We start from the raw sequence: 14,362 nt of genomic DNA, 5'->3' as shown, positions 1-14,362 counted from the left end.
CATGAAACCCGAGCACCTGAAATTGCTCCGGGATCGGTTCTGGCGGCTGAACAACCTCTACTTCATCACGGACAAGCAGGGCAAGAAGGTCCGCTTCCGCATGACGCAGGAGCAGGTCGATTACTTCCAGGGGATGCACACCCGCAACATCATCCTCAAGGCCCGGCAGCTGGGATTTACCACTCTGGTCTGCGTCGTCCAGCTGGATGCCGCGCTGTTTGAGGCCGCCAAGTGCGCCTTGATCGCCCATACCCTGAACGACGCCAAGCGCCTGTTCCGGGAAAAGGTGAAGTACGCCTACGACAACCTGCCGAAAGAGATCCGCGCGGCCAACCCTGCGCGCAACGATGCCGCGGGCGAGCTGGTGTTCAGTAAGGGCGGGTCGTTGTACGTGTCGACCTCCTTCCGGGGCGGGACGCTGCGCTACCTGCATGTGTCCGAGTTCGGGAAGATCTGCGCCAAGTTCCCGCACAAGGCCCGTGAGATTGTCACTGGTGCTTTCGAGGCTGTGGCCGCTGAGTGCTTTGTTACCATCGAATCGACGGCTGAGGGCTGGGCCGGGTACTTCTTCGACTACAGCCAGTCTGCCGAGAAGCAGCAACTGGCCGGCGTGCCCCTGGGCCTGCTGGACTGGAAGTTCTTCTTCTTCAGTTGGTGGCGTAATCCGCTGTATTGGCTCGACTCGACCGACGTCACGATCCCGGATCGTCTGACCAAGTATTTCGACGAGCTGGCTGCCAAGCACGGCATTGTCACCAACCCAGGCCAGCGCGCCTGGTACAGCGCCAAGGAGAAGACCCTCGGCGACGACATGAAACGGGAGTACCCGTCGATACCGGCTGAAGCATTCCAGCAGTCGATTGAGGGTGCGTACTACGCCCAGCAGTTCACCAAGCTGTATGCCGCTCAGCGCATCGGCTCGATACCAGACAACAGCCACTTGCCGGTGATGACTTTCTGGGACATCGGCGTCGGCGACTCCACGGCCATCTGGTTTGTGCGCAAGGTTGGCGAGCAGTACCACGTCATCGACTACTACGAGAACTCTGGCGAGGGCCTGCGGCACTACATGAAGGTGCTGAAGGATAAGGGTTACACCTACTCCGAGCACTGGGGGCCGCACGACATCGATAACCGCGAGTTCGGTAGTGACGCTAAGACCCGACGAGAGCTGGCCCGTGAGGGCTACGACATCGACGGCGAGAAATACAGCATGACCTTCGAGGTTGTCCCAAAGCTTGGCGTCAACGACGGCATTGAACAGGTTCGCGAAATCCTGCCGAGATGCGTATTCGACGAGGCCAGGTGTGAAGAAGGGATCGGCTGTCTTGAAAACTACCGAAAGGAGTGGGACGACAAGCGCGGCTGCTGGAAAGACAAACCGCTTCACGACTGGACCTCTCACGGTTCCGACGGATTCCGGTACTTCGCTGTAGCGAAGAGCGCCAGGAAGCTGGCCACCTCTATAAAAATGGGATACGCCCGATGAGCAACGACGTCTCTTTCAAACGGGCGGACTACATTGATGCGCTGGCCCGCTGGGCGACAGTCCGCGACGTCTGTGCCGGTCAGCACCGGGTTGTCGACCGGCTTCCGTACATAAATGCACACGACAAGTCGCCGGAGAACCAAGACCGGAACCGCGCCTATCGCGAGCGCGCAGTGTTCAAGAACGCCACCGGGCACACCCGAAATGGGTTGCTGGGCCTGGCGTTTCACAAAGACCCGACACTGGTGGTATCGAAGAAGCTGGAGTACCTGCAGGACAACGCCAACGGCTCCGGGGTAAGCATCTATCAGCACTCCCAGGGCACGCTTGAGAAGGTGCTGGAAGCCGGAAGACACGGCCTCTATGTCGACTATCACCAGGACGACGGTATCGGTGGCCACGCGGTGATCCTGTCCTACTGCGCTGAAGACATCATCAACTGGCGCACCGGGATGGTGAATGGCCACAGTGTGTTAACCCTGGTTGTGCTTCGAGAGGCACCGGAGGAAGAAGACGGCTTCGGCTTCAAGGTGATTGAGCAGTATCGAGAGTTGGCATTGGAGCCCGAAGGCTTCGTCTGCCGGGTCTGGCGTCGATCTGGCCCGAAAGGCGGCGGTCCGCTGGCTGTCGTTGAAGAGTTCAGGCCGGAAGGTATCACCGGACGGTTGAAAGAGATCCCGTTTACTTTCGTCGGCGCGCAGAACAACGACCCAAGCATCGACGAGTCGCCGCTCTACGACATCGCCATGATCAACTTGGGGCACTACCGAAACAGCGCTGACTATGAGGACAGCGTCTTCTGGTGCGGCCAGGCCCAGCCGTGGATCTCAGGTTTGACCGAGCAGTGGGTGAAGCTGCTGGAGGAAAAGGGCGTTTACGTCGGCTCTCGTGCCCCGATGCTGCTGCCGGTTGGTGGTGAGTTTGGTTATGCGCAGCCGGAACCGAACACGCTGGTCAAGGAGGCCATGGCCGACAAGAACCAGATGATGATCGAGTTGGGCGCTCGCATGGTCGTAGCGTCTCTGTCGTCAAAGACCGCAACCGAGGCCCGCGGCGATCAGTCTGCATCGACTTCGGTCCTCGCCGGATGCGTGGCCAACGTCAGTGAGGCTTACACCCGGGCGCTCATGTGGTGCTGTTCCTACATGGGCATCACCGACAAGAAGGTCGCCTACCAGGTCAACCAAGAGTTCGTGGAACTGACAGCAGATCCGCAGATGATCACCGCGCTCGTCGGGCTCTGGCAGAACGGCGGGTTCGCGAAGGCTGACCTGCGGGCCTACTTGCGCAAGCTGGGGCTGATCGCTCCTGAACGCACGGACCAGCAGATCGATGGCGAGTTGCAGGAGCAGGGCGACGGCCTGGGCCTGGACGACGAGGACGAACCAAATGGCGGCAAACCAAGCAATCCTTGACGCCACGATCCGGCACGCGGTCTTTCTCGAGAAACTGAAGGCGGGGGAGGTGAGCAAGTTTGCTCCCTTCCTCAAGGAGATTGATCGCTCGATCCGGGATCAGCTCACCCGGTCGGACCTGACCGAGTACAACGTCAAGCGCCTTGAAGCGCTGCTGAAGGAGGTCGATAGCCTGCTGCTGGGCATCTTCGACCGCTACAGCACGCAACTGAACCTCGACCTGGTAGACATTGCCAACTATGAGGCTGAGTTCGAAGCCGCCAGCCTTGCCCGGTCGGCGCCGGTTGGCGTATCGCTGGATGTGGCGGCGCCTACCGTTGCTGCGGTTCGCACCGCAGTCCTGACAAACCCGCTCAGTGTGCGCGGCACCGGTGGCGGGAAGCTGCTGAAGGCCTTCATCAAGGGTTGGACCACTGCCGAGCGCGAACGCGTTACAGGCACGATCCGGCAGGGCTTCTTCGAAGGACAGACGAACTTTCAGATCATCCGCAACATCCGCGGTACCAAGGCGGCCGGCTACAAGGACGGCATTCTGGCCACAACTAGCCGCAATGCCAGCACTGTAGTTCACACCGCAATTCAGCATGTGTCCTCCCAGGCGCGCATGGAGGTGGCCAAGGCCAACACGGACATAGTGTCCGAGGTGGAGATGGTCGCCACGCTGGACAGCAAGACCAGCCAGACCTGCCGATCGATGGATAAGCGGCGGTTTCCGGTGGACTCCGGCCCCCGGCCGCCGTTTCACCCGAACTGCCGGACGACCTTCGTTCTCATCACCAAGCTGAGTGCGGTTTTCGCCAAGGGCGCTACCCGGGCCTCTGTCGGTGATGGCGGACCCCAGCAGGTCAGCGCAAGCCTGGACTATTACCAGTGGCTTCAGCAGCAGCCTGCGGCGTTTCAGGACGTGGCAATCGGGCCTGTCCGGGGCAAGTTGTTCCGGGAGGGAGGATTGACCGTGGAGCGGTTCGCAGAGCTGCAGCTCGATCGCAATTTCGCGCCGTTGACTCTGGTACAGATGAAGAGTTTAGAACCGCTGGCTTTTGAACAGGCAGGATTGTTATAAACCGCCTCAGCATTTAATGGGGTGACTTATGGCAAAGGGATGGGCGCTGTTTTTAGCGGGGCTTGGACTGGTTTTAGGTGGAGTTGCTGGGTTCTTTTTTGCAATTCACATGAATCCTGAAACGGCAGATCGGTATGTGCTTGATCTGGGATCAGTAGGAGAGTGGTTTTCAGGTTTGGGAGCCTTCGCGGCTGTGGTTACAGCCTTAGTCATCGCTGACAAGCAGCGCAGGGATAATGCCGAAAAGGTGTTACTGAGCTGTCGATTAGTGAGTGCAATTGACGGAACTGAACTATACGACGCTAAAGATATTGTGATTGAGGTCGTATCTGCTGGAAATCGACCCGTCAGATTACAGAGCGCAAAAATCTGGGCCAATCCAGGCGAGTCTGGCTTTAGAATTTTCAGTGCTGGTGCGGCAGGCGCCGGGTTTCCTATCGAACTGAATTACGGCGAGAACACGGATATTCGATTGGAGTTCCAGCGCGCAAAAGATGTGTGTGACTACTTCCAAAGAGAGCATGGAGGTGATTTCTCAAGCGCCAGAATCACGGTGTGTTCCACCCTCGGCTCTTGGGAACTTTCCATTGCGAGACAGTTAGTCGAATGGAAAGCGTTACGAGCGAAAAAGTAACGCGAAAGTTATAAAATAGAGCCCACAAACCTCGGCTATTGCCGGGGTTTTTTTATGCCTGCAAAGCGGGCAACACATACCCGAGGGGTGCATCAACGTGGCAGAAGAAAACGAAATCGACCTGGAAAACCCGGCAGTCAAGGCCGCTATCGCGACTGCTGTTGAGGCATCCGTTTCCGGGTTAAAAACCAAGAACTCCGAGCTGTTGGGCAAGCTGAAGGAAACCACCGGCAAGCTGACCCAGTTCGAAACCCAGTTCGAAGGCATCGATATCGACGCGGTCAAAGGACTGCTGAGTCGTGCCGGCCAGGATGAAGAAACCAAGTTGCTGACTGAAGGCAAGGTGGACGAAGTATTCAACCGCCGCACCGAGCGCCTGCGTGGCGACTACGACAAGCAACTGAAGACTGTCACCGCGCGCGCCGAGAAGGCCGAGGCATTCGCCGCCAAATTCCAGGGCAAGGTTCTGGGCGATTCTGTACGCGGCGCAGCACTGAAGGCCGGCGCACTCCCTGAAGCAACCGACGACATCATTCTGCGCGCCAAAGGCGTGTTCACCCTGAGCGAAGAGGGCGAAGCCGTTGCCGTTGATGAATCTGGCGAGATCATCCTAGGCAAGGACGGCAAGACCCCTCTGACACCGCTCGAATGGGCGGAGTCTCTGCGCGAAAGCGCACCTCACCTGTGGCCAAGGGCTTCAGGTACACAAGCCCCGGGCGGGGGTAGCGGCCAGGCTGCATTTAAGCGCTCCGAAATGACTGCCGAGCAGAAGCGCGACTACCAGCGCAAGCACGGCCAAACCGCGTACCTCGCATTGCCCAAGTAAGGGGATTCATCCATGCCAACCACTGTTAACAGCGACCTGATCATCTACAACGATGAGGCGCAGACCGCATACCTGGAGCGTGTCCAGGACAACCTGGACGTGTTCAACGCATCCTCCAATGGTGCGATCGTCCTCGACAACGAGCTGATCGAGGGCGACTTCCGTAAGCGTGCCTTCTACAAGATCGGCGGCTCGCTGGAACACCGCGACGTCAACTCCACCGGCAAGGTGACCGCCAAGAAGATCGGTGCCGGCGAGGCGGTGGGCGTCAAGGCTCCGTGGAAGTACGGCCCGTACCAGACCACCGAAGAGGCGTTCAAGCGTCGCGGCCGTCCGGTGGACGAGTTCTCCCAGATCATCGGCGCCGACGTGGCTGATGCGACCCTGGAAGGCTTCATCCAGTACGCCACCGCTGCCCTGCGGGCCTCGATTGGCTCCAACGCCGGCATGGTGGTCACCGCCAACATCGAAACCGACGGCAAAAAGACCCTGACCCGCGGCATGCGCAAGTTCGGCGACAAGTTCGGCCGCATTGTCTTGTGGGTCATGCACTCCAGCGCCTACTTCGACATCGTCGACGAGGCCATCACCAACAAGGTCTACGAAGAAGCCGGCGTTGTGATCTACGGCGGCCTGCCGGGCACCCTCGGTAAGCCCGTACTGGTAACCGACACTGCGCCTGCGGACGTGATCTTCGGTCTGCTGCCGAATGCTGTGGTCATCACCGAATCCCAGGCCCCGGGCTTCCGCTCGTATCCTGTGAACGATGAAGAAAACCTGGGCATCGGCTACCGCGCCGAGGGCACCGTGAACATCGATGTTCTGGGGTACAGCTGGAAGGAGTCTGCTGGTGGTGCCAACCCAACCCTGGCCGCTGTAGGCTCAGCCGCCAACTGGGCCAAGCACGCGGACAGTAACAAGGTCACCGCCGGCGTGATGATTACGCTGACCCCTACGCCACCGGCTGGTGGTTGATACCTGCCCCTGGAAGCGGTCAGCAATGGCCGCTACGGAGATTTCCATGGAACTGATTTACACGAACCAGCTTGAAGGCTTCGATCCGGACAAGCGGTACCGGACTGCAAGCCTGTTTCGCGGCATTGAGCGCGATGCGACGGCGGTGGTGGTCGTTGGCGACTATCCGGACATTGTCGCTGCCTATGAGGCAGCAGGTGTTGATGTTTCGGTTGTCGAGGCCTCGGCCGTACCTGCCCCAAGCGTCAAGGCGCCGGCATCTGGTGAGCTGGCAGACGAAGTTGCAAAGCTGCGAGCTGAAAATGGCGCGGTCATTCTCCTGCTTGATGGTCTGGATGCTGGCGAAATCCAGCAACCCGGATCTGGCGAGCTGGCTACCCGCCTGTTTGAATCGCTGGGCATCATCCATGCCTCAGTCGGCGAGCTGACAGCTGAGCGCGATGGCTTGCTCCTGACTGTCGACGCACTGCGCGGTGAGGTCGAAGCTCTGAAGAAGGTCGCACCTGCGCCGCAAGCTGACGACGCTGGTGAAATCGCGGCGCTCAAGGCCAAGCTTGACGCCGCGAACGTGCAGTATCGGGCCAACGCCTCGAAGGAATCGCTTGAAAAGCTCATCGCTGAGCTGCCCAAGGCCTGATACTGCTGGCTGCCGTTGATCCGGCAGCCAATCTTCACCAATTCCAGCGAGTTGACGCATGACACTCATCATCGAGGACGGCACCGGGAAGCCTGACGCCGAAAGCTACGCATCCGCCGAGGACCTGGCCATGTACGCCGTGAAGTTCGGCGTCGTCATCCCCGCTGAGGTGCCTGCCCAGGAAGCCTTGCTTCGCCGCGCGGCTCTGGCAATGGATGGCATGACCTGGAAGGGCCGCAAGACCAGCAGCGAACAGGCTCTGGCCTGGCCGCGCCGGGAAGTGCTGTTGGATCAGGAGATCAAGCCAAATCACTACCTGCCGGCGCGGATTCAGTACGGCCAGATGGCCCTGGCTGCCGAGATTCATCTGGACGATATCGACCCGGTGGAGAAGCGCAAGGGTGCGGTGCTGCTGGATCGTGTTGAGGGTGCAGTGACGCGGCAGTATGCGGCGATCCCGTGCACCAGCAACAGGCTCTTGCCTGCGGCGCCGGACCGGCCAAGTGCTACGCAGTTTGCAGATTATTTGCAGCGGCGCGGGCTGTTTGCCATACGCTCCTAATCAGTACCTTTGTGCATGATCCACTAGATATTGTCCGAATACGTCATAAAGCATCTCGTCTGTGCTTTGAGCTATTGAGTTGCATAGCGCATTGAATTTGGTGTGATCAAAAGGTTGGGAGCGATGAACAAAGTCGTCGCATATTTGCTCCAGATAATTCTGTGCACATGTGCTTTCAAGGAGAGTAACTAGCTCCTGCCGAAGTCTTATTTTCACAATTAGCTTTTCGGCAGAGAACGTTGCTGTAGCGAGTTCAACAACGTCTCCTCCCAGTCGAAGACGTTCAGCAATGTCAGCATTATCCATTTTCATTCCTGGCGAGGGGCTTAAAGTGTCATTCTACTTTGAGATGGCTGCGGTTGCTCTTGAGATGATTTCCGAGTTCGGCCAGCCCGTAACCATCCGCGACATCAAGCCCGGCGAGTACGATCCTGATACCGACTCGGCCGGCCCTGACACTGTCATCGAGCAAACTGCTCAGGGCATCCTGCTCGACTTCACAGGCTTGGAGTTCCAGAGCAACAGTCTCATCAAGCAGGGCGACAAGAAGCTCAAGATCGCGGCCCAAGGGCTGGAGTGGGCGCCTGATCTACTGAACAAGGTGGTCATTCAGGGGCGGACTTGGTCCATCATTCCGCCTCTGAAAGAGATCAGCCCAGCCGGTACGCCGATTCTGTACGAACTGCAGGTGCGGTCATGAACCGGTACGCGGGCAGGAACGGCAGCTTCGCCGAGAACATCCGCCAGTTTGCCGAGCAGGCCCAGGCCGGTATTGACGCCACCTTTCGCGAGATCGTGATCGAGATCGGCAGCAGCGTGATTCGCATGTCACCGGTGGGTAACCCGGAGATCTGGGCTGCCAACGTGGCGCACCGTGCGGCCAGCACGCGGGCAGCCGACGACTACGACTTCAAAGTCTCGGTGCGCAACACGCTGATCAACCTGGACGAAAGCAACTTCACCAAGGCCGGCAAACTGCGCCGCGGCGTGAAGTACGCAAAGCCCCTGACCAAGACCGAGCGCGACCAGAACTTCAGCGTGAACGGCCTGGTGGCCGGCAAGGACTATGTCGGCGGTCGCTTCCGGGGGAACTGGCAGTTCTCAATCGATACACCCGCCGACGGCACGCTGGATCAGGTCGATCCTTCTGGAGGTGTGACCCTGGCCAAGCTGCGGCTGCAGGTAGGGCAGCTGACCGCCGGCCAGACAGCCTACATCGTGAACAACCTGCCTTATGCGGTACCGCTCGAGTACGGGCATTCCAAGCAGGCCCCCGGCGGCATGGTTCGAATCACGCTCGCCAGGTTCCAGCAGATCGTCGACGAAGCCATCAGGAACAACCAGGTATGAGCCATAACGTGATCGCCACGATCTACCAGGCCCGGGTTATCGCCTGGGCGAAAGCCAGGGTTCCGCCGTTGAAGGTGGTGGTTGAGAACGAGGCCTACACGCCAAAGGAGGGAGAAACCTACCTCCGTGCCTACACGCTGCCGGCGGATACTGCGAGCAACACTCTGGGCGGCGATCACCGGTTGTACACCGGCGTCTTCCAGGCCAGCGTAGTAGTGCCATCGGGCAAGTACCGCGGTCCGGCCGGCGGCCTGGCTGACGAGATCAGCGCGCTGTTTCCGCTGTATGAGCGAAGTGAGAAGGGCGGCCTGACAGTGATCACCATGACACCACCAGACCAGGGCCCAGGCATTCAGGGAGACACCACCTACACCGTGCCCGTGTCCTTCCAGTACCGCGCCGATACCAACTGATTCCGCCCATCGGGCAACCCCACAGACCCGCCATTGAGCGGGTTTTGTTATTTCTGAAGAGAGGAAACACCCAATGGGCTACAAAATTCCCAATGGCGGCACCTTCCAGCACGCTGCGACTTACGCCACAGCTCTGTCTTTCACCGCAATTTCCAACGCCTCCGAGGCGGTCGCCACCGTTCTGGGCGCCGACCTGGACGCCGGCGACATCGTGCTGCTGACCTCCGGCTGGAGCAAGCTGGACAACAAGGTGGTGCGCATTAAAGCCGCGACTGCCACGGCGATCACCCTGGAAGGGATCGATACCACCGATACGCAGCTGTTCCCGGCTGGCAACGGTGCAGGCACCATGAAAAAGATCCTCACCTGGGTACTGATTCCGCAGGTCACCGACCTGGCTTTCTCCGGCGGCGAGCAGAACTATCTCGACGTCACCTTCCTGGAAGATGACCAGGGCAAGCAGATTCCGACCGACAAGTCGGCTGCCAGCATGGTGCTGACCATCGCCGACGATCCGGTCCAGCCGTTCAACGCGGTACTGATGGCGGCTGACGCCGGCAAGAAGGTGCAGGCTGCGCGCCTCAATCTCCCGGGCAATGACACGCTGCTGTACGGGGCCTACACCTCGTTCTCCAAGCAGCCGGCGGTATCGCGCAACAACCTACTGACCCGCACCGTCAACCTGGCGCTGCAGTCCGAGCCAACCCGCTATCTGACCTCGGTGTAACCCATGGCAAAGTTCTCGCTGATCCAGAATCCAACCTTCAGGGCTGACGTGCTGATCCCCCAGCTGGGCGGCGAGCCGGTGAAGGTGGGGTTTGAGTTCAAGTACCTGGACCGGACCGGCCTGGCCGAGCTCTACGCTGAGTGGGGCGAGCGCCACAAGGCCCTGGGGTTGAAGGCTGACGAGATGGACCTGAAAGCCTTCACCGCGGCCCAGATCGACCTACAGGTGGATCAGGTGAAGGCTGTGGTGGCCGGCTGGGACTTCGAAGAAGAGTTCAACGACCAGAATATCCGCATCCTGGTCACCTCGATTGTCTCGATACCCAGCGCGGTATTGGCCGCATATTCCGAGGCGTTCAACCAGGCCCGCCTGGGAAACTCCTAAGCGCCGCGCGCACACTCTACGAGCAGGGGCCTTCGGCTGAAGAGCTGAAGACCTTTGGCTTTCTGGTGGGTGATCTCACCGGCCAGGACTGCGAGGTCTGGCCAGACAACTGGCCGGCCTTCATTGTCTTTGAGGCGATGTACACCCAGTGGCGGGTCGGCGCGTGCGGCGCTACCGGTCTGGACTACGGCGTCCTGCCGAGCGTCATCCGAATGTGTGGTGTGCCGGCTGGCTCCAGGCCAAGCATTTTCAGTGACATCCGGCAGATGGAGGCTGAGGCCCTGGCCGTAATGGCTGAACAGAGAGACAACAAATGAGCACTACCTTCGCTTCGCTTGGCATTGCGGTTGAGTCGTCTCAGGCGGTCAAGGCTGCCGATGACCTGGATAAACTGGTCGACGCGGCCGAAGGGGCAGAGAAGGCCGTCGATGACCTTGGCAAGGCTGGGGAGGGCTTGGCCAACACCGGCAAGAAAATCAGCCAAGCTGAGGCGGAGGCCGCCCAGGGCATCGATAAAGCGACCAGTGCGAAGGAGCGCCAGGTCGACGCGAGCCGCAAGGCCGGGACAAGTGCCGCCAGCGAAATCGCCATCATCAGCCAGCTCGACAGGGCGATGACCGGCAATATCGACAGCATGGAGAAGCTGGTCCAGGCAGAGGGATTGCTTGAGCGAGCCCGCAAGGGTGGGCTGGTCACCATCGAGCAGCAAGAGGCCTATCAGGAACGTCTCGGCAAATCCTTCGACAAGATCGAGAAAGCCGAAGCCAAGGAGACGGCGCAGAAGCAGCGCCTGATTGACGCCGAGAACCGGCAGATCGAAGCGCTGAAGCGAACGGTCAACAGCATCGACCCGGTAACGAAGGAACTGGCCAAGTTGGAGGCGCAGGAGAAGGCGGCGCATGAAGCTTTCCGTCTTGGCGCAATCAACGCGGAACGCTACAGCGAGGCCCTGGCCAAGGTAGGCAAGGATCGGGCCGGCATCACTGCTACAGAGGGCGCATTCGATAAGCTGAAGCTCGGCACCCGCCAGGCTCAAGAAAACGTCATGCAACTGGCCAACGCCTTGCAGTCCGGGGATTGGGGGAGTGGTGCACGGGCTGTTGCACAGCTTGGTGCTGGAGCCGGGGCCTCTGCGGCCAGTCTACTTTCTATGGCTGCACCAATTGCGCTTGCAGCCGCTGCCGTTGGGACCCTTGCAGCAGCTTACTTTCAGGGGGTTGGCCAAGCTGAAAAGTTCAATGACGCACTGATAGCCAGCGGTGGTGCGGCCGGAAAAACCACGGCACAACTTACAGCAATGTCATTGGCGCTTGGCAAAGGGGGGAATCTCAGCCAGGCGTCAGAGGCACTGCTCGCGATTGTGAGCTCAGGCGAGCTTACCGGGAGTACTTTTGACTCCGTTGCTCGTGCCGCCACTGAGCTTTCAGTTGCGACTGGGCGAAGCTCGGATGAAATTGCAAAGCAGTTGATCAGCAATAAAGGCGATGTTGCGGCCCTTGCGGCTGAGTACAACAGGCAGTACCACTTCATGAGTGCGGAGACTTACTCTCACATTCAGGTACTGCAAACCCAGGGCGACGAGATGGGGGCTCTGGAGCTGCTGACCAACCAGCTTGCCGATTCAATGGCAAAGCGAAACAAGGACATTGAAAATTCTGCTCGTGGTGTTGTTGGTGCCTGGCGCGACGCTAGGAAGGCGTTCAGTGATTACTGGGGCGAATTTACGAGCCGCGCTGGTGCGGATCAGGACACATTCACCCTTCAAGTAAAGCAAGGTCAGCTTGAGGATGTTAGAGCTCAGCCAGAAAGCAGCCTTCGCACCAAAGCGATTGCAAATTTAGAGAAAGAGATTGCTCTGATTGAGCAGCGCCAAAGCGCAAAACAGAAGGAGCTCGAGCAAGGCGCGAAGAGCGATGCAATTACCCAGAAGGGGATTGATGCTGAGCGAGAGCTTGAAGGAATTCGAAAGGCCTCGTACACAAACAAGCAGAAGCGCGACAAGGAAGAGGAAAAGTACCTACGCAACATTGCTGATCTTAGGGAGGCCAATCCCAACAGCCCACTCCTGGATCAGAAGCTGATTGATCGTGATCTTGAGAACATTCGTAGCAAGTACAAGGACACGAAGACTGCCGCCGGCGCGGTAGACCTGACGGCCTTCAACAACTCGAAAAACAACCTCACCGGCATCCTGTCCGAGTACAAAAACGCCCAGAAGGAACTGGACGCAGCGCAGAAGGCTGGACTGGTGTCCCAGGCTGACTATCTGCTCAAGCGTGAGGCCATGATCGGCAATGAGCGGGACGAGGTCACTGCGGCCTATGAGGCGGAAATTGCGGCACTTGAGGCAGCCAAGGGCAAGGCCAGCACCTCTGCCGCCCAGCGCATCCAGCTGGACCAGAAGATCGCCGATGCCCGCGCCGCCATGGTCAAGGCTCAGCGGGACGCTGACACCGAGCTGAGCGTGCTGGCAAAGAACGAAGAGGGCCGGCTGAAGAAGCAGGAACTGGCGGTCAAGACCTACACCAGCGCCCTGCAGCAGCAAGTCGATACTCTGCGCGAGCAGGGCATGCGTGCTGCCGCTGGCCTTGGCCAGGGTGATCGCCAGCGCGACCTGACCAACCAGCAGAACGCGATCGACGACCGCATCAACCAGCAGAAGCTGGACCTGGCCAACCAGTACGGCGATGGCTCCCGGGGCATGAGCCTCGACGAGTACACGCAGAAGCTGCAGGCGCTGGAGGCCACCCAGCAGAAACTGCACGACACAGTGGTCAGCAACTACGACGATATGTCGGCTGCCCAGGGCGACTGGACGAATGGAGCGTCCTCGGCCTGGCAGAACTACCTGGAGTCGGCGCGAGACGTTGCCGGCCAGACCAAGAGCCTGTTCACCAACGCCTTCGGCTCCATGGAAGATGCGATTGTGCAGTTCGCCATGACCGGGAAGCTGTCGTTCGCTGACTTCGCGAAGTCGATCCTCGCAGACATGGCCCGAATCGCTACTCGTCAGGCCAGTTCCGCGGCGCTCAGCTCGCTGTTCGGCATGGCAGCCTCTGCTGCTGGGTCGTATTTCGGCGGCGGGGCGGCCTCCGCCGGCTCAACGCAGGCTGGGTACACCGGCGTCGACTTCTCCAGCTATCAGGCCAACGGTGGCGGATGGGATGGCGGTGTTCAGTTCTTCAAGGATGGGGGTGCCTTCACGAACAGCGTGGTCAGCAAGCCTACTGCCTTCGGGATGGTTGGCGGCCAGGCTGGAGTGATGGGCGAGGCCGGGCCCGAGGCGATTGTACCGCTGGCCAGGACGTCAGGCGGCCAGTTGGGTATTCGAGCCGTTGGAGGTGGAGGCGGCGGGGTAAGCATCAGCCTCAACATGCCGATCGTCCTGAGCGAACAGGAGGCCGGTCGACCAGACGGCGCTGAGTTCGATGCTGAGTTGTTCCAGCGGAACATGGAGTCGCGTACGCGGCAGATTGCAGCCGAAGAAATCGCCAAGTCTTGGCGCCAAGGCGGCGTGAGCAGCCGAAACCTAAAAGGATGATCTATGGCACTCGAACGATTCACCTGGGCAACTGAAAAGGGCGCCGAGGGGGAAGTCACTCAGCGCGTCCGGACCAAGCAGTTCGGCGACGGATACGCCCAGTCCGTCGAGGACGGGATCAATAACAGGTCCCAGTCCTGGCCGGTGACTTTTACCGGGTTGAAGCCCCGCATCAAGGAGATCATGGCGTTCCTTGATCGGCACAAGGGGGCAAAAGGCTTTCTCTGGGAGCCGCCTCTGGGCGAGCTTGGCCTCTACAAGTGCAGCGGCTACAAACCGGTTCACCGCGGCGGCACCGCTTACGCCATCACCGCCACCTTCGAGCAAACCTTTCACCCTTGAGATA

The 14,362-nt window shown here is 59.6% G+C and carries 17 protein-coding genes; 16 read left to right on the top strand and 1 reads right to left on the bottom strand.

Annotated elements, in window-relative coordinates:
- Position 1 precedes the first annotated feature (1 nt).
- From WIN67_RS17715 to WIN67_RS17680, 8 genes are all read left to right on the top strand, one after another.
- Positions 2–1,489, top strand: a complete 1,488-nt coding sequence (locus WIN67_RS17715; protein ID WP_339069637.1) for a terminase — start codon at positions 2–4, stop codon at positions 1,487–1,489.
- Positions 1,486–2,904, top strand: a complete 1,419-nt coding sequence (locus WIN67_RS17710) for a DUF4055 domain-containing protein (RefSeq protein ID WP_229365164.1) — start codon at positions 1,486–1,488, stop codon at positions 2,902–2,904. Before WIN67_RS17715 ends, WIN67_RS17710 begins: the two co-directional genes overlap by 4 nt.
- Entirely contained in the window at positions 2,879–3,967 is a 1,089-nt protein-coding gene (locus tag WIN67_RS17705) for a minor capsid protein (RefSeq protein WP_229365165.1), read from the top strand. Before WIN67_RS17710 ends, WIN67_RS17705 begins: the two co-directional genes overlap by 26 nt.
- A 28-nt stretch (positions 3,968–3,995) precedes the next feature.
- Positions 3,996–4,601 carry a hypothetical protein gene (locus WIN67_RS17700; RefSeq protein WP_229365166.1) on the top strand — a complete coding sequence of 202 codons (606 nt, stop codon included), beginning with the start codon at positions 3,996–3,998 and terminating at the stop codon, positions 4,599–4,601.
- Between the two features lie 97 nt (positions 4,602–4,698).
- A complete protein-coding gene (locus WIN67_RS17695) occupies positions 4,699–5,427 on the top strand; it encodes a hypothetical protein (RefSeq protein ID WP_229365167.1) in 729 nt (242 codons plus the stop codon).
- 12 nt (positions 5,428–5,439) lie between these two features.
- Positions 5,440–6,402 carry a major capsid protein gene (locus WIN67_RS17690; RefSeq protein WP_229365168.1) on the top strand — a complete coding sequence of 321 codons (963 nt, stop codon included), beginning with the start codon at positions 5,440–5,442 and terminating at the stop codon, positions 6,400–6,402.
- A gap of 46 nt (positions 6,403–6,448) precedes the next feature.
- Positions 6,449–7,039: a hypothetical protein gene (locus WIN67_RS17685; RefSeq protein WP_339069633.1), complete on the top strand. Its 591-nt coding sequence runs from the start codon at positions 6,449–6,451 to the stop codon at positions 7,037–7,039.
- A 58-nt stretch (positions 7,040–7,097) separates the two neighbouring features.
- A complete protein-coding gene (locus WIN67_RS17680; RefSeq protein WP_229365170.1) occupies positions 7,098–7,601 on the top strand; it encodes a DnaT-like ssDNA-binding protein in 504 nt (167 codons plus the stop codon).
- Here the strand turns inward: WIN67_RS17680 and WIN67_RS17675 are convergent, their stop codons facing one another.
- Complete coding sequence (locus WIN67_RS17675; protein WP_339069630.1) at positions 7,602–7,907, bottom strand: hypothetical protein; 306 nt, start codon at positions 7,905–7,907, stop codon at positions 7,602–7,604.
- Between the two features lie 25 nt (positions 7,908–7,932).
- Here WIN67_RS17675 and WIN67_RS17670 point away from each other — a divergent pair, with 25 nt between their 5' ends.
- The 8 genes from WIN67_RS17670 (at position 7,933) to WIN67_RS17635 (ending at position 14,358) form a co-directional block, all read left to right on the top strand.
- The gene (locus tag WIN67_RS17670; protein WP_339071724.1) at positions 7,933–8,301 is read left to right on the top strand and encodes a hypothetical protein; all 369 of its coding nucleotides are present in this window, start codon (positions 7,933–7,935) and stop codon (positions 8,299–8,301) included.
- A complete protein-coding gene (locus WIN67_RS17665) occupies positions 8,298–8,951 on the top strand; it encodes a hypothetical protein (RefSeq protein WP_229365172.1) in 654 nt (217 codons plus the stop codon). The genes WIN67_RS17670 and WIN67_RS17665 overlap by 4 nt, the downstream gene beginning before the upstream one ends.
- Positions 8,948–9,364: a phage tail terminator-like protein gene (locus WIN67_RS17660; protein ID WP_229365173.1), complete on the top strand. Its 417-nt coding sequence runs from the start codon at positions 8,948–8,950 to the stop codon at positions 9,362–9,364. The genes WIN67_RS17665 and WIN67_RS17660 overlap by 4 nt, the downstream gene beginning before the upstream one ends.
- Before the next feature lie 73 nt (positions 9,365–9,437).
- Positions 9,438–10,091, top strand: a complete 654-nt coding sequence (locus tag WIN67_RS17655; RefSeq protein WP_229365174.1) for a phage tail protein — start codon at positions 9,438–9,440, stop codon at positions 10,089–10,091.
- 3 nt (positions 10,092–10,094) lie between these two features.
- Entirely contained in the window at positions 10,095–10,475 is a 381-nt protein-coding gene (locus WIN67_RS17650; RefSeq protein ID WP_011062036.1) for a phage tail assembly chaperone, read from the top strand.
- 65 nt (positions 10,476–10,540) lie between these two features.
- A complete protein-coding gene (locus tag WIN67_RS17645) occupies positions 10,541–10,792 on the top strand; it encodes a DUF1799 domain-containing protein (RefSeq protein WP_339069623.1) in 252 nt (83 codons plus the stop codon).
- Positions 10,789–14,016 (top strand): phage tail tape measure protein, encoded by a 3,228-nt coding sequence (locus WIN67_RS17640; RefSeq protein ID WP_339069621.1) that lies wholly within the window; start codon positions 10,789–10,791, stop codon positions 14,014–14,016. The genes WIN67_RS17645 and WIN67_RS17640 overlap by 4 nt, the downstream gene beginning before the upstream one ends.
- Positions 14,017–14,019: 3 nt before the next feature.
- Positions 14,020–14,358, top strand: coding sequence for a phage tail protein (locus tag WIN67_RS17635; protein ID WP_339069619.1), 339 nt, complete (start codon positions 14,020–14,022; stop codon positions 14,356–14,358).
- The last annotated feature ends 4 nt before the right edge of the window (positions 14,359–14,362 follow it).

The organism is Pseudomonas idahonensis, from assembly GCF_037903935.1.
Taxonomy (GTDB): domain Bacteria; phylum Pseudomonadota; class Gammaproteobacteria; order Pseudomonadales; family Pseudomonadaceae; genus Aquipseudomonas; species Aquipseudomonas danubii.
The sequence above is the reverse complement of the archived record's forward strand: the minus strand, read 5'-3'. Positions and strand labels throughout refer to the sequence as shown.

Coding starts and splice junctions, on each gene's coding strand:
- WIN67_RS17715 (WP_339069637.1), top strand. CDS start 2: ATGAAACCCGAGCACCTGAAATTGCTCCGGGATCGGTTCTGGCGGCTG.
- WIN67_RS17710 (WP_229365164.1), top strand. CDS start 1,486: ATGAGCAACGACGTCTCTTTCAAACGGGCGGACTACATTGATGCGCTG.
- WIN67_RS17705 (WP_229365165.1), top strand. CDS start 2,879: ATGGCGGCAAACCAAGCAATCCTTGACGCCACGATCCGGCACGCGGTC.
- WIN67_RS17700 (WP_229365166.1), top strand. CDS start 3,996: ATGGCAAAGGGATGGGCGCTGTTTTTAGCGGGGCTTGGACTGGTTTTA.
- WIN67_RS17690 (WP_229365168.1), top strand. CDS start 5,440: ATGCCAACCACTGTTAACAGCGACCTGATCATCTACAACGATGAGGCG.
- WIN67_RS17685 (WP_339069633.1), top strand. CDS start 6,449: ATGGAACTGATTTACACGAACCAGCTTGAAGGCTTCGATCCGGACAAG.
- WIN67_RS17680 (WP_229365170.1), top strand. CDS start 7,098: ATGACACTCATCATCGAGGACGGCACCGGGAAGCCTGACGCCGAAAGC.
- WIN67_RS17675 (WP_339069630.1), bottom strand. CDS start 7,907: ATGGATAATGCTGACATTGCTGAACGTCTTCGACTGGGAGGAGACGTT.
- WIN67_RS17665 (WP_229365172.1), top strand. CDS start 8,298: ATGAACCGGTACGCGGGCAGGAACGGCAGCTTCGCCGAGAACATCCGC.
- WIN67_RS17660 (WP_229365173.1), top strand. CDS start 8,948: ATGAGCCATAACGTGATCGCCACGATCTACCAGGCCCGGGTTATCGCC.
- WIN67_RS17655 (WP_229365174.1), top strand. CDS start 9,438: ATGGGCTACAAAATTCCCAATGGCGGCACCTTCCAGCACGCTGCGACT.
- WIN67_RS17650 (WP_011062036.1), top strand. CDS start 10,095: ATGGCAAAGTTCTCGCTGATCCAGAATCCAACCTTCAGGGCTGACGTG.
- WIN67_RS17640 (WP_339069621.1), top strand. CDS start 10,789: ATGAGCACTACCTTCGCTTCGCTTGGCATTGCGGTTGAGTCGTCTCAG.
- WIN67_RS17635 (WP_339069619.1), top strand. CDS start 14,020: ATGGCACTCGAACGATTCACCTGGGCAACTGAAAAGGGCGCCGAGGGG.